Origin of the sequence: Roseibium album (assembly GCF_965233825.1) — a bacterium.
GTDB lineage: Bacteria > Pseudomonadota > Alphaproteobacteria > Rhizobiales > Stappiaceae > Roseibium > Roseibium album.
Map to the genome: position 1 here is coordinate 3,312,527 of NZ_OZ247583.1, position 15,120 is coordinate 3,327,646.

A 15,120-nucleotide genomic window follows, 5' to 3' on the forward strand; every position below is an offset into this window, starting at 1 on the left:
GTTGCCCGCCTTTGGGTCGAAGGCGTGAATGTGGATTGGGAACACTTGCCAGGGCATCGTTCCGGGCTCATCGTTTCTTTGCCAACCTATCCTTTTGCAAAAAACAGATACTGGCTCCCCGGAAGTGTAACTGGACTGGACAACGCGGTGCCCCACACCGCCCCAATCGAAGTCGCGGACATTCGTCAGAGCGTTGAGGAAAAGCGAGGCGACGTTGGGCTGCTTCAACACCAACAGCATCTGGAAGCTGCGGCCTCCCGCGTTTTGGCGGCGGTTCTGAACGAAGTTCGAGACGACGAGGTGACGCTACCGTTCAAGAAATGGCTTGGCGCAGCGCGATCCCTGATATCAAACGGGCCTGGCGAATGCGATGAACCTCAAGCGTGGACCGCTTGGGAAAAGGCCAGGCAGGCAGGCAAGTCGCGGGCACAATTTGAATTGGCAGAAACGGCCCTGCGGTCGTTGCCGGACATCCTGACAGGTAGAAAAAAAGCCACCGACGTTCTATTCCCAGATGGGCGTCAATCTCTTGTAGAAGCGGTCTACAAGGAGAACCAGGTGGCTGCGCGCTTCAGTCAAACGGTCGCGGAAACCGCCGGAAAAATTGTGGCGGCAGACAACACTCCAGGGCGCAAATTCCGAATTCTGGAAATCGGAGCAGGGACGGGTGGTACGAGCGAACCCGTGTTTGAAGCTTTGGCCTCCCATCGGGACAGGATTGCCGAATATGGATATTCGGACGTGTCACGGGCATTTTTGATTCACGCCGAACGGAATTATGCCGACCGGGTTGCCGGTTTGCGTCCGATGCTGCTGAACATTGAAAAACCGCTCTCGGAACAGGGTTTCGAATCCGGGTGCTATGACATTGTGATTGCTGCGAACGCTCTACATGCAACAGCGGATATTTCCAGCACGATGGCAAGGGTGCGTGAAACGTTAAGGCCGGGCGGTCTCCTGCTCTTAAACGAAACCAGCAGACCCACCGTCTTCACGCATGTGACTTTTGGTTTGCTGGACGGTTGGTGGCGTTTTGTCGATGGAGACCGGCGTATCCCGGGGTCGCCCTCGCTGACGTCCGAAGGTTGGCGAGAGGCGCTTGAGGCAAACAGCTTTGAGTGGATCTGTTGTTCTTCTGCCCAGGAACAGGAGTTGGGGCAACAGATTATCGTTGCCAAAGCAGATCAAAGGCCGCTTGAGGTTTCTGGCCTTGCACTCCCTTCCGAAGCGTATGGTGAAACGGATGTGACCGTTCGCGACCGCCTGTTGGCGGCGTTGGGTGAAACGCTCAACATCGTGCCTGCGGCTATTGAAATTGAGCGCAGTTTTGCCGATTACGGTCTGGACTCGATATTGGGTGCCGAGTTCGTTCACCGTTTGCGCACGACATTTGGAATTGAGATCGATCAGACCGTTCTCTTCGATTTTACAAATGCTTCCAGATTGCTGGCGCATTTGCTCAGCGGCTATCCCGGGATTTCAGAACAAAGTGAAAAGGCAGCCTTCGAATCCCGCGACACACTTGCCGTCTCTGCCGCGCAACCGTCAGCGGATCCCGAGATCACGGCCGCTGCACCGAGGGAGACCGATGAGGCGATAGCGATCGTTGGAGCAAGCGGCCGGTTCGCAAAATCACCGACGATGGACGATCTTTGGCACCATCTGATTGCAGGTGAAGACCTGGTTGAGCCGGTGAGGCGCTTCGATCTGTCGCCGTTTCACCGGGATGCCGAACAGGGAAACTATGGCCGGCATGGCAGCTTCCTCGATCGTATCGATGGCTTTGATCCGGTGTTCTTCGGGATTTCCGGCGTTGAAGCGACTTATATGGATCCACAGCAACGGCTCTTCCTGGAAGAGGCGTGGAAGACGCTGGAGAGCGCCGGACATGCAGGCGAGGATATCATCGGTCGTCGCTGTGGCGTGTTCGTGGGCTGTGCGCATGGGGATTATCAGGAACTTTTTGATGAGCAGCCGCCGGGCCAGGCGTTCTGGGGGAACACGACGTCGCTTATCCCGGCGCGTATTTCCTATTGGCTTGATCTGAAAGGACCGGCAGTCGCCATTGATACAGCTTGCTCAAGTTCCCTCGTTGCACTGCATTTGGCTTGTCAGAGCCTTCGAAACGGGGAATGCGACCTGGCGCTGGCAGGCGGCGTTTTCGTTCAGTGTTCACCGCGCTTTTTCCGCTATGCGAATGCGGCACGGATGTTGTCATCGACCGGCCGCTGCGCCGCCTTCGGTGCCAGCGCCGACGGTATCGTTCCGGGAGAAGCCGTCGGAGCTGTTCTCCTGCGGCCACTCAAGGATGCGCTGAAAGATGGCGATACGATCCTCGGTGTGGTGGCCGCGTCAGGAACCAATCAGGATGGCACCACCAATGGCATCACTGCGCCGAGCGCATCGTCTCAGGAGCGTTTGATCCGTCAGGTCTACGAGGAAAATGCCATTGATCCGGGCACCATCGACTATGTCGAGGCTCATGGCACGGGAACCGTTCTGGGAGACCCGATAGAGCATGCAGCTCTCACCCGGGCATTTGGCAAAAACAATCGGCGTAAAGTCTATCTTGGAGCGGTGAAGTCGAACATTGGGCATGCGACCACTGCGGCGGGAATTGCAGGCCTTGCCAAGGTGCTCTTGAGCTTGCGCGAGCAAACTATTCCCCCGAGCATCCATTTCGGCACAGGTAACCCGGCCATCGATTTCCCTTCCAGCCAATTTGCGGTCAATACGCAACCGGTGGCGTGGCCAATGGGTGGGGGCAAGAAACGCAGGGCGGCGATCAGTTCGTTTGGTTTCAGCGGCACCAATGCCCACGCGGTCATTGAGGACGCGCCGGAAAGGAAGGAAGAACCGGAACCCGCCGGTGATCTGCTGTTTGTGCTTTCTGCCCGTACCCAAGATCAACTGAAGGCACAGGCTGAAAACCTTGTCATCCATCTCGAAAAGCCTCATGAGCTCCTCGCCGAAGATGTGTCATTCACGTTGATGGTTGGCAGACGGTCAATGGCGCACCGGCTGACACTTGTCGCAAGTGGCCTGGACGACGTCTGCCAGGCCTTGAGAACATGGCTGCGGGGGCGCGCGGACAGCGGAGTGGAATCCGGAGAGTGCCCTGTCACCGTCAATGGCGGGCCGCAGTTGCCTGCAAGGCTGACGGAAGCGGCCGGCAACACAAGGTGCGCCAACCTGAGGGCCCTTGGACGGAAATTCCTGGCAGGCGCTTCCATTGACGCCGGATCAGTTTTCCAGCGTCCGCGGCTTCGGGTGCCGCTGCCAACCTATCCGTTTGCAGACAAGAGCTACTGGGTGGCTGGCAAGCGAGCAGCGGCGGACCGCAGCACGCCCGGTGACGATCCTGCAACCCGGTCGGCGCCGTCTGCAAAGCGCGGCGAGCCTGTCCTGGCGGCGGTTCCCAAACCAAAGATAACCTTGGCGGAGCCGGCTGCCGAAGTTGCGGTCTCGCGCGGTTCCGCCGTCGCCCGATCCGGAAAAGTCCTTCTCGCACCCCTTGCGGCCACTTCTGAAAAGGAAGCGATGGCTGGCGAAGTCCTTCCAGATGCGACTACAGAGGGCGTTCATGTTCTGACCCTTTCGGGCATCTGGGGGCCTCAACAAGCTGATTTGTTCGCCCAGGCGCTTGAAAAATCGGGCGTGGACGAAACCATACACGCGATTGTAGTCGTCCTGGCGGAAGATTGGGGCACGTCAGGGGAATGGCCAGCGGAGTTGGAACCGGCAGTCTTGCTTGAGTGCCCTGTACCGGTTGTGATGTGTGCCGGTGGCAATACGCCTGACCGGGCGAGCGCACTTCTTGCTGCAGCCGATTTCATTGTCGCAAGACGGTCTGTCGCACTCGGTAGGGAAGAACGGCGTGGTGCACTTCGGGTGGACGCCGGGCAGGAGTATGACGCGGCCCTTGCGCTGGCGAAAGATATTGCACAGGGACCGCGGAAGTCGCTGGTTCTCTTGAAACAGCACATGCGTCGCGATTTGCCGCAGCTTCTTGGTGACAATACAGCTGCGCTGTTCCCCATGAATGCGGTGCGGGCCCCCGAGGACAGGAAGCCACATCCGTCTTCAAGACCGATCACCTTGAAGACGGATGTGATGCGCCTTGAGCTCTTTGAGGATGGGGTGGCTCTCATAACCATGCTGGAGCGGTCCGGCCGCAACATGTTCACGCCCGATTTCATGGACGGACTAGAAGAGGCCTTCGGAACCGTCGCTTTGCTGCCGGAGGCCAAGGTGGTGGTGCTGACTGGGCACGACACCTATTTCGCATGTGGCGGTACCCGGGAAGGGCTCGACGATCTTCAGCAAGGTGGTAGCCGGTTTACAGACCGGAAGATCTATTCCCTGCCTTTGGAGTGTCGCCTTCCTGTCATTGCGGCTATGCAAGGGCATGCGATCGGAGCCGGCTGGTCTCTCGGCATGTATTGCGATCGCACGATCATGGCCGACGAGGCGATCTACCAAAGCAACTATCTGCTGCTGGGTTTTACGCCTGGAGCCGGGGCAACACTGATCTTCCCCAAAAGACTAGGTGATGAACTTGGACGGGAAATCCTGTTTTCGGCGCGGCAGTACCGGGGCAAAGACCTGTCAGACAGAACAGAGCGTGCAACAAGTCATCCGGCGCGCGATGTGCTTGGTTTTGCCTTGGACGAAGCCCATGCGCTGGCCAGGGAACCGGTTGAACGGCTGATTGCCGTGAAAACAGGGCATGCCGAGGGTGTCCGCTTTGCGCTGGAAAAGGTTCTTGAGTGCGAACTTGCCATGCACGAGAAGACTTTCATCGGCAATCAGGACGTCAAACAGCGGATTGCAGCCAAGTTTTCTTCTGAAACTTTTGGGTCCAAAGAGAGGGAACCTGAAAGAGAGCCTGATCTTGACCGGTCGGCACTGAAAGCGGATCTGATCATGTCATTGGCGAATGACCTGATGATTGACGCATCTGACATCCGGCCACAGGACACTTTCCTGGAACTTGGACTGGATTCAATTCTGGCCGTTACCTGGATCCGCAATCTCAACAGGCAGTTCGACATCGCCTTACCGGCGACGGCCGTTTATGCATATCCGACGGTTCAGGCTCTGACGGGTCATTTTGCAGAGGTGATTGGTGCCGGTAACGCAGATGAACCGCGCGAGGAGGCCGAAGCCGGGCAACAACCGGCTGCTGCCGCATCCGTCGAAGGCACGGAGGAAGCAAGTGCCGTCGATCAAGATCTGCGGTCAGACATCATTATCTCTCTCGCACAGGACCTGATGATCGATCCGGGAGAGATTTCCGATCGATCCGCCTTCCTGGATCTCGGGCTGGACTCGATCCTTGCCGTGACATGGATCCGAAAACTCAACGAGCAGTATGAAATCAATCTCCCCGCGACGGCTGTTTATGCGCATCCAACCGCAGGTGCGCTCGTCTCACATATTGCCGGGCTGATCCCGGCGGCGGAAAATCCGGTCGGGGAACGCGAAGAGCATCATTCGGAGGAGCCTGTTGAGCCGCCACCGGGTAGATCCGGCCCGGCACCGACCACGTTGCATGCAGCAAAGACAGAACCAGTTACCGGCAGCGGAGCAATCGCCATCATCGGCGCATCCGGCAAGTTTCCAAAGGCGGAAAGCCTCGAGACATTCTGGCAGAATATTGCGTCTGGCCGGGACTGTATCGACGCAGTTCCGTCCACACGATGGGATATCGACCGGTACTATGACCCTGATCCTCAGGCTCCGGGAAAAACCTATTGCAAGTGGATGGGTTCCCTCGAAGGAATTGACCGTTTCGACGCCGAGTTCTTCAATGTCACGCCATTGGAAGCAGTGTTTACGGACCCGCAGCAACGGCTTTTCCTGGAGACGGCTTGGCACGCGATTGAGGACGCCGCGATAGATCCGGCACAACTTTCCGGCAGCCCGTGCGGCGTTTATGCGGCGTCCGGTCCGAGCGGATACCAGGGCCTGATCGAGGAGGAGAATACCTACAGTCTTCTCGGAAATTCCGGGTCGATCCTGGCCGCACGGATTTCCTATCTGCTCGATCTGCGCGGAGCTTCGATCTCGGTGGACACGGCATGTTCCAGTTCTCTGGTCGCCATCGCCCAGGCATGCGAAAGTCTGCTGTCGGGCACTTCCGACCTGGCGATTGCAGGCGGGGCGTGCGTTCTTATTGGTCCGAAAATGTTCATAGATACTGCCAAGGTGAGCATGCTGTCGGCGGATGGACGGTGTTTTTCCTTCGACGAACGCGCAAACGGCTTTGTCCCCGGAGAGGGGGTGGGTGTCGTCATGCTGAAGCGTCTGGAGGAAGCGCAACGGGACGGCGATCCGATTAGAGCTATTGTTCGCGGCTGGGGGACCAATCAGGATGGGCGCACCAACGGAATTACGGCGCCAAATCCGAAAGCCCAGACCGCCCTTATCAAATCGGTCTACGAAAGGTTCGACATCGATCCGGCGAGCATTGGACTTTTGGAGTGCCACGGCACGGGCACGCCCTTGGGCGATCCCATCGAAGTGGAAGGATTGACCGACGCGTTTGAAAATGTTCCGGCAGGATACAGTTGTCCGATCGGCTCGGTAAAATCCAACATCGGTCATTTGCTTGCTTCTGCGGGGGTTGCAGGGACCTTGAAATCTATGCTGGCGCTGGAACACAGGCAGATCCCGCCTTCAATCAATATCGACACACCAAATCCCCATATCCCGTTTTCCAACACACCTTTTTCAGTCAGCAAGTCACTGGAGGAGTGGCAGCAAGACAAGACTGGTGCACCGCGGCGTGTCGCCGTCAGTTCGTTCGGTTTCAGCGGCACCAATGCGCATCTGGTTCTTGAAGAACACGTTGCGCGAACCAAGGATTTTGGAGGGATGAAGCCCCGTGCCTTCGTGCTGTCTGCCAAAGACAAAGATCGTCTGATCGACTACGCGGCAGAGGTTGAGCGCTTTGTCACCGCGCGGCAGAACATCGATCTGGACGGTCTTGCCGCGGCCCTGCAGGCGAGCCGGTCCGGATTTTGCGACCGACTGGCCTTCGTCTTCAACGACCGGACGGATCTTCTGCGCAAACTGGCAGCTGCAGCAAACGGGGTTCCGCTTGAGGGCATGCACTTCACGTCAAACGGCAACACCGGTTCGTCGGGCTTTGAACAGGATGGGGAAGTGCGGGCGCTGGGAGAGAAGTGGCTCCGGTCTGGTGATGCGCGTCAAATGGACAAGGCTTTGGCGCTATGGGCCGGCGGCGTTGACTTGAGATGGCCCAAATCCGAAACTGCGCGGATCAACTTGCCCGGCTACCCGTTCAGGAAAACTGCATATTGGCCAAAACCGGAAGCCGCCAACCACGAAAGCCCGGCAGTGTCCGAGCCTTTGACGGGTGGTCCGTCCTGGTTTGGCGAACAGGCGATAGCGAGCGAAGTCGGCCAGATGACTATTCGATTGAGCGGCGCCGAGCCCTACCTGACGACGCATACAAGCGGCGAGCAAAGACTGATGACAGGGCTATTGCTGCCTGAAATGTCTCGCAGCGTTTTGGAGCGGTTGACCGGCACGCGGGTCAACGGATTGCAGCACCTGTTGTGGGGAGCGCCGGTTGCCATAAACGGTAAGCCGCGCGAACTGAATATTTCGGTGATGTCCGATGCCGAAGGGTTGCTTTTCAGGGTCGAAGCTGACGGAGAGGACGGACATCCGTGCCATCTTGGATCCAGCGTTTCCGGGGCTTTGGCAGCGCCCGCCGGGAAGACCCTGGCTGGCAATCAACCGCTGCCGGGAACAGAAATCACCGACGCGTTCCGAAGTTTTGCCGAAGTTTGTTCTATTCACTCCGGTCCGCCGTCACCTGAGATGGCACGGGTGGATCATGTATTCCGTGACGACGCTGTGTTCTGGGCGAGGCTCACGCGCCCGTCGAATGACGCTGCCGAAGCGGCGGGCATGGTTTTCGATCCCTTCATTCTGGATGCGGTCTGGCGCTTGCTGGCGTTCACAGTGTCGGACACCTCGTTTGAACATGATGGCCCGAAGGCGTTGCCGTTCCCCATGAGTGTTCAGGCCATGTATGGCTTTAAACCTGCCAGCGATCAGGTCAGCTTGAAACTGTCTGCTGCGAGCGGATCTTCCAATGGTGTCACGGTGGAGGCCTACAATACGGACGGAAATGAAAGCCTGCGGCTGGTTGGTGTCAAATTGACGACATTGGATAAGGTCCAGGGCTTTGCGATCGAGGAGAACCTTCCCTCATGAGCACTGTGCCAAACAAGGTTGCGATTGTCGGGGGTGGACCAACGGGCATCGGGGTAGCGCGTGAGCTGATTGAAGGCGGCATAGAGGTGGATCTTTATGAGGCTGAAGCTGATTTCGGAGGTGTCTGGAATGCGGAGGCCGAATGTGGCCGGACGTATGAGTCCCTTCATCTGATTTCGCCGAAGTTCAACACTCAGGTCGCCGACTTTCCAATGCCGGAAAGCTATCCGCACTATCCGAACCACATGCAGATGCTGGCCTATATCCGCTCCTATGCAAGGGAGTTTGGTGTTTATGACCGGGCACACTTCAATGCTCCGGTTAGAAAACTCACGCAGGAAGGCGAAAACTGGCGGCTTCAGACACGAGCCGGGCATGATGAACTTTATCCGCTGGTGATTGTCTGCAATGGCCTGCAGCGCGTCCCTCGATATCCGGATCCTGCTTACTCTGGCGATTTTCGAGGCGAAATCCTCCATGTCAGAGACTACAAGTCGGCGAGACAGGTTGCCGGAAAACGGGTTCTTGTGGTCGGTGGCGGAAACTCGGGGTGTGATATTGCCGTTGACGCCGCGCGAACGGCGCAAAGCGTCGCGCACAGTACGCGGCGCGGATATTACTACCAGCCGAAATTCATCTATGGAAAACCCACCCCTCAATGGATGATGGAGCTGGGTAACAAGTTTCCGACCAAAGAAGAAACGCTTGCTTACATCGAGGAAGTCTTCAAGCTCGCCGGATACGATGGCACAGACTACGGTCTTCCGAAGCCTGATTATCCGCTGGATGCGGCCCATCCGGTGATGAACTCGCTGTTGCTCTACTACATTGGCCATGGTGATATCACACCAAAAGGCGATATCGAATGCTTTGAGGGCAAGACTGCCATCTTCAGGGACGGAACCAGGCAAGACGTTGATCTGGTGCTTTACGCAACTGGCTACAACCGCGATTTTCCTTTTCTCGACAAAGGTTTGCTGGAGTGGAAGGGAGATATCCCTGATCTATTCATGCATTCCACGCCGCGCGATCTGGACAACATCCTGTTCATGGGTTTCATAAATGCTGCGGGTGGACTGGGAGACGGGCTGAAAACCCAGGGTCTGTTCGTTTTGAACTATGCCCGCGCCCTGTTCGGCAGGACGCCCGGCTTGGAGCAGTTCCTGAAAGCCAAGAAAACCGACACGCCGGATCTCGGACAGAATTACTTCATCGATTCCTATCGGCATCAGTGGGAGGCCGATCTTTGGAAACTTCTCGGCCATATGCGCCACTACCGCGATATGCTGGGTGATGATGCAGACAGGTCTCGGGAGGCGGCTGCAGAATGAGCCCTGGCCCCAGCGACACGCGGACCCGAATGGCTCGGCTTCTGGACAAGGAGTTGGTCGAGCGGGCACATGCGCGCCTGGCTGCACAGGATGCCACCCGGTTGGCACATGCTGTCGCAATACCCAGGGAGGTGGTTGCCGCATCCGACCTCCTCTCTGCCGATGTATGCAAGATCGCAGCCGCAGCCTTGCGCATTCCGGAAAACAAACTCGATCCTCAGGAAAACCTGGCCAATTTCGGTGTTGATTCCATTGCGATCACCGAAATCATGGCGCAGATCTCGAAACACTTCGCAATTTCCGTAGCTCCAACCACATTCTTTGAGGCCAAAAACCTCGATGACCTCGGCGCGATCCTGATGGACCGGTATGGTTCACCGATCGAGAAACACTACGCCGCATCGATCATGGAAAACACTCCGATCGCGAATTCTGCCAATCGACGGCACGAGCGCGGCAGTGAACCTGCCGGCCAGGCGGACACAGCTGACACTCACGAAGGCGAAACCGGAGCCGAAAGCCGATGGATGCGCAGATATCGCGCGGTGTTCAAACCGGCAAAACCGCATGAAGCCAAACCCAGGGGGACGGCAACAACTCATGCGGAGCAAAGCATCCCTCACGTGAAACCATCAGAGCAAGAAGCGGGCGCTGTACCGATTGCCATTCTGTCGATGGAAGGCATGTTTCCGCAAAGCCCGGATTTGCAGGCATTCGAAAGTCATCTGGCAGCTGGCGATGACTGTATGGAGGAGGTGCCGGCAGAACGCTGGGACTGGAGGAGTGTATTCGGGGATCCCAAGAAGGGTGCCTTTACCGATGTAAAATTCGGTGGCTTCATTCCCCAGGCCGATCACTTCGACGCGGGGTTTTTCAGCATCTCACCGCGCGAAGCCGAGTTGATGGACCCGCAACACCGGCTGTTCATGGAATGTGTGTGGAGCCTGATAGAGAGGGGCGGATATGCTCCAGGGTCGCTTGCAGGCCGAAAGATAGGCCTCTTTTTGGGCATCAACCTGCTCGACTACACCAACATGGTCAATCGCGCGGGAATAATGGACGCCCAGCAGCTTACGGGGCTCGGTCATGCGTTTTGCCCGAACCGGCTGTCCTTCCTGTTGGATATCCATGGGCCGAGCGAAGTGGTGGATACGGCCTGTTCAAGCTCTCTCGTCGCGGTACACCGGGCCGTAAGCTGCATTCGCTTTGAAGGCTGCGAAATGGCGATTGCCGGAGGGTCGAACCTGCTGTTGTCACCGATGCAGCACATCATGTTTTCCAAGGTGGGAATGATCACGCAGGACGGCCGCTGCAAAGCCTTTTCCCGGGACGCGGATGGGTATGCCCGGTCCGATGGTGTTGGGGCCGTGCTACTGAAACGGCTCGACCTGGCCGAACGAGACGGCGATCCGATCCTGGGTGTCATTCGGGGATCTGCTGAACACCATGGTGGCAGCGCAACGTCCTTGACCGCACCGAATCCGAAAGCGCAGGCCCGTTTGATCGTCGAGGCGCACAAACAGGCCGGTGTCGATCCACGCACAATTGGCCTGATCGAATGTCACGGCACCGGAACGCCGCTCGGAGATCCTGTTGAAACCGAGGGGCTGAAACTTGCCTTCAAGGAACTTTATGAAAACTGGGGCCTGGACCCTCCGGCGCAGGCGTCCATTGGACTTGGGTCGGTCAAATCGAATATCGGGCACACGGAAACTGCGGCTGGTGTCGCAGGTCTGATCAAGGTGCTGCTTGCGATGAAAGGCGGGACGCTTTTCAAGACGATCCACGCCGGTACTCCCAATCCCTTGCTGGACCTTGATGGCAGCCCGTTCTACCTGCTGCAGGAAGCCTCTGACTGGAAACGTCTTGATCTTGATGGCAAGACACAGCCCTTGCGAGCGGGTGTCAGCTCGTTTGGCGCAGGCGGGGCCAATGTCCATCTGGTCGTTGAGGAGTACCGCCGCCCTGACGGAAATGCATGGCACGAGGTTGAAACACCTCTTTTTGTTCCGCTTTCCGCGAAAACCGAAGCAGCGCTTGAAGCAGGGATCGCAAGATTGTGTGCGGTCGCAAGACAGGCCGATCTGCGTGAGCTTGCCTACACCCTGCAGACCGGCCGGGACGCAATGCGGCGCCGCGCGGTATTCCTTGCAACAAGCAGCGAGGACCTTGCGCGGAAACTGGAAGTGTATCTTGGCGGCGATGCAACAGCCGCGATCACCGGAAGGGTTCCGGGCGGGCGGCGCGGCAAAGCCGATCCTTTGAACCCTTCAGAAAGAAGCGCGGAAATCATTGCCCGGCATTGGGTCGAGGGCGGAGACGTCGAATGGGCGCGTCTTTATGGGAAAGAGCGACCGCGCCGCATATCGCTTCCGGCCTATGCGTTCCAACGCAAACGGTATTGGTTGCCACTTGAAGAGGCAAACCCGCGGCATGCAAATGGCCTGCTCTCGCCACAGCCGGGGGAGGCGGGGCAGTTTGCTCTGGTTCTGACCGGCCAGGAAGTGTTCCTCGCTGATCACAAGGTCGCCGGCACACCGGTTCTGCCCGGTGTTGCATACTTGGAACTAGTGCGCTCGGCTGCCGTTCAAAACGGTCTGAAAAACCCGCTTCTCCGGCAGATCGTCTGGCTGGCACCGCTTCGGGTAGAAGGACATGCCGAACTGTTTTGCAATTTCGCTGCGGCAGAAAATGGCGGCTTCAGGGTCGAAGTTTCCAGTTTTGCAGATACTGGTGAACGCCAACTGCATGCCCAATTGCACGTAAGTGAAGCAGGTTCTTGTGTCGAAAGATCCATAAACCTCGAGGCTTTGAAGCAATCCAGCGGTCAATATCTGACCCACGACGAGGTCTATGCCGCTTTCGATGGGATTGGTCTGGCCTATGGGGCCGGCCACCGTGTGATCAACCGCTTGACGATAAACGAACGGAACCAGACAGACTCATCGGTTTTTGCCGAAATCGAACTGCCTCAACACCTGAATGTTTCACTTGGTAATTTTGTTTTTCATCCAAGTCTTGTGGACGGGGCGCTTCAGTCGGCGATCGGAGTTGGCTGGAATGATGAGGGGCCGGAAACCGCTTTACCCTTCTCACTGGACAGTGCGGAAACGTTCGGTCCTTGTGAGCCGAAGATGTGGGTCAGTGTCCGGACAATCGGGGGTCGGGAAGCTGCTCGCCCGAAGATGGATGTCGATCTTGTCGCCAGTGACGGCAGCGTGCGCGTTGCCCTGAAGGGATTTGCGACCAGGGCTCTCAATGTTCCGAAGAAGAATGAATGTCTCCGTTTTGAGCCACGGCAGCGTCCGCTCCCGACAACCACCGGCGTTGAGGAACGCCTGCGCAGGGTCGTTCTTATCGTCGGGTCATCGAAGATATCAGGCATGTTGGCTGACAGATCGCCGGAATGGGACGTGCGTTTGCTCGATGACGACCCGGCTGCGCGTTTGGATGAGCGGTATCGCATGCTCGCACGCCAAATTCTCGAAATTGCAAAGGGAGAGCTTTCCAGCGGTGAAGTTCTGATCCAGTTGATCCTGGAAGCTGCGGAAGACCAAACCGCATTGGCAGGGCTGGCTTCCATGTTCCGCAGCATTCGCCGCGAACACCGTTCGATAGGCGGTCAGGTTCTCTTGGTCTCTGAAATGCCTTCTCCTGAGAACCTCCAGGCTGTGCTGACCAGGAATGCTGCTGCCCCGGCAGGTGCTGTCCTCAGGCTTCAAAGTGGTGCGCTTACCGAAGAAATATGGGAAGAAGTGCCGGCATCGCCCACGCCTGAAGACGTTCCTTGGCGGACGGGCGGTGTCTATTTCATCACCGGTGGAACCGGTGCGCTGGGACAAGGTCTTGCCCGGGAGATATTCACGCACGTCACCGATTGCACTGTCGTGCTGGCGAGCCGGAGCGATCCCGATGCAGCGCTCGCCGACTGGATCAGAAAGACCTCCGGCCTTCATCACCTGACGGTTGATATGTCGGATCAAGACGCGGTCATGCGCTCTGTGGCAGACTTACGCCGCAAATACGGACAGTTGAACGGCGTCATACATATGGCCGGTGTCATCGCCGATGGGGTGTTTTCTCAAAAAACACCAGAACAGCTGGACTCTGTTCTAGCGCCGAAGGTGTCCGGAGCAATCGCCCTGGACCGCGCCCTTGGAACCGAGCCGCTTGATTTTATTGCGCTCTATTCTTCGATATCAGGAGTTGTTGGAAATCCCGGGCAAGTGGACTACGGCGCGGCCAATGGATTTATCGACGGTTTTGCGCAGGAACGCGAAAGCCGCCGCTTGAGAGGAGAATGCCAGGGTCGCACGGTGTCGATTGCCTGGCCGCTTTGGCGCTATGGCGGCATGACTTTGTCGAAGGTGCAAGAAGATCTTATGCGCCGAACGACGGGTCTTGCCCCGCTTGAGACCCAAAATGGGGTGAAGGCGCTCTACGAAGCGCTCGCTGGCACTGCATCCCGCGTCATGTTTGCGACTGGCAAGGCTGATCGCATCCGCCGTTTTGTCGAAGAGGTTTTCAAACCGGAAACAGAAATTCAGCAACCGCCGGTTCTACCTGTCGACACCGAATTGTCCAAGAAATCGGCGGACCCCGCAATTTTGCACCGGCGGCTTCTGGAAAGCTTGACCGAAATTGCCAGCGAGCAGTTGAAGGTCCAGCCGGAAGATCTCGATCCGGACGAAGAATTGACGGAATACGGTTTCGATTCCATCGGGTTTACCCAGTTTGCCAATCGCCTGAACGAACACTTCGACCTCGAGCTGACGCCAACACTGTTTTTCGAGTTTCCGACGTTGGCGGGACTTGCAGCGCATCTGTGTGATGAGAAACGCAGTCGCATCGCAGTGGCTCTTGGCATGGGCACGTCGGGGTCAGAAGATGACGCACGAAATTCGGGCTTCGAAATTCCCGGTGATCCGACAGAGCCCGCGAAGTATCTGGCACCCTCAGTCCCCGCTGCCGCGGTGATCAATGAGCGCCCGGACCGTCAGGACGACGCGGTAGCCATCATCGGCATGAGTTGTCAGTTCCCGGGCGCCCCGGATGTGGAGGCTTTCTGGCAACTTCTGAAAGAGGGAAGGGATGCGATCTCGGAGGTTCCGCAAGACCGTTGGGACTGGCGGGACTATTGGGGGGATCCGCTGACGGAATCTGGCAAGGGGAACGTCAAGTGGGGCGGCTTTCTCGAGGGCATCGGAGAGTTCGATGCCGCTTTTTTCGGTGTCACACCACCGGAAGCGCGGATGATGGATCCACAACATCGCCTGCTGCTCATGCAGGCGTGGCGGGTCATGGAAGATGCAGGATATGCTCCCTCGTCTCTCGCTGGTTCCGATACGGGTGTATTCGTCGGGACTGCAGACACAGGCTACAGTCGGCTGGTCGCGGAGGCGGGCATTCAGGTCGAAGGTTATTCCATGACCGGATTGGCACCGTCTCTCGGACCGAACCGGATCAGTTACTTCTACGATTTTCATGGACCAAGCATTGCGGTTGAAACCGCGTGCTCAAGCGCCCTGATCGCAGT

At 57.6% G+C, this 15,120-nt stretch carries 3 protein-coding genes (2 of these 3 only partly in view); all 3 read left to right on the top strand.

All coding sequences use genetic code 11. From position 1 onward, the window contains the following. Tightly spaced (each overlapping or abutting the next), the 3 genes in view from ACO6TI_RS15210 to ACO6TI_RS15220 form a layout consistent with a single transcriptional unit that may run on beyond the window. Window positions 1-8,253, top strand: the final stretch of a protein-coding gene (locus tag ACO6TI_RS15210) for an SDR family NAD(P)-dependent oxidoreductase (RefSeq protein ID WP_422385228.1). The gene continues 12,432 nt to the left of window position 1, outside the view; 8,253 of the gene's 20,685 nt are visible here — the last part of the coding sequence; its start codon lies off the left edge, out of view; the stop codon is at window positions 8,251-8,253. Then, window positions 8,250-9,584, top strand: a complete 1,335-nt coding sequence (locus tag ACO6TI_RS15215; protein WP_422385229.1) for a flavin-containing monooxygenase — start codon at window positions 8,250-8,252, stop codon at window positions 9,582-9,584. Before ACO6TI_RS15210 ends, ACO6TI_RS15215 begins: the two co-directional genes overlap by 4 nt. Next, window positions 9,581-15,120 carry the beginning of an amino acid adenylation domain-containing protein gene (locus tag ACO6TI_RS15220; protein ID WP_422385230.1) on the top strand. Its footprint extends 14,998 nt past the window's final position, so only the first 5,540 of its 20,538 coding nucleotides appear in the window; its start codon is at window positions 9,581-9,583; its stop codon lies off the right edge, out of view. Before ACO6TI_RS15215 ends, ACO6TI_RS15220 begins: the two co-directional genes overlap by 4 nt.

What these genes read in the sequence shown, in the direction of transcription:
- ACO6TI_RS15215 (WP_422385229.1), top strand. Translation starts at nt 8,250, where the DNA reads ATGAGCACTGTGCCAAACAAGGTTGCGATTGTCGGGGGTGGACCAACG.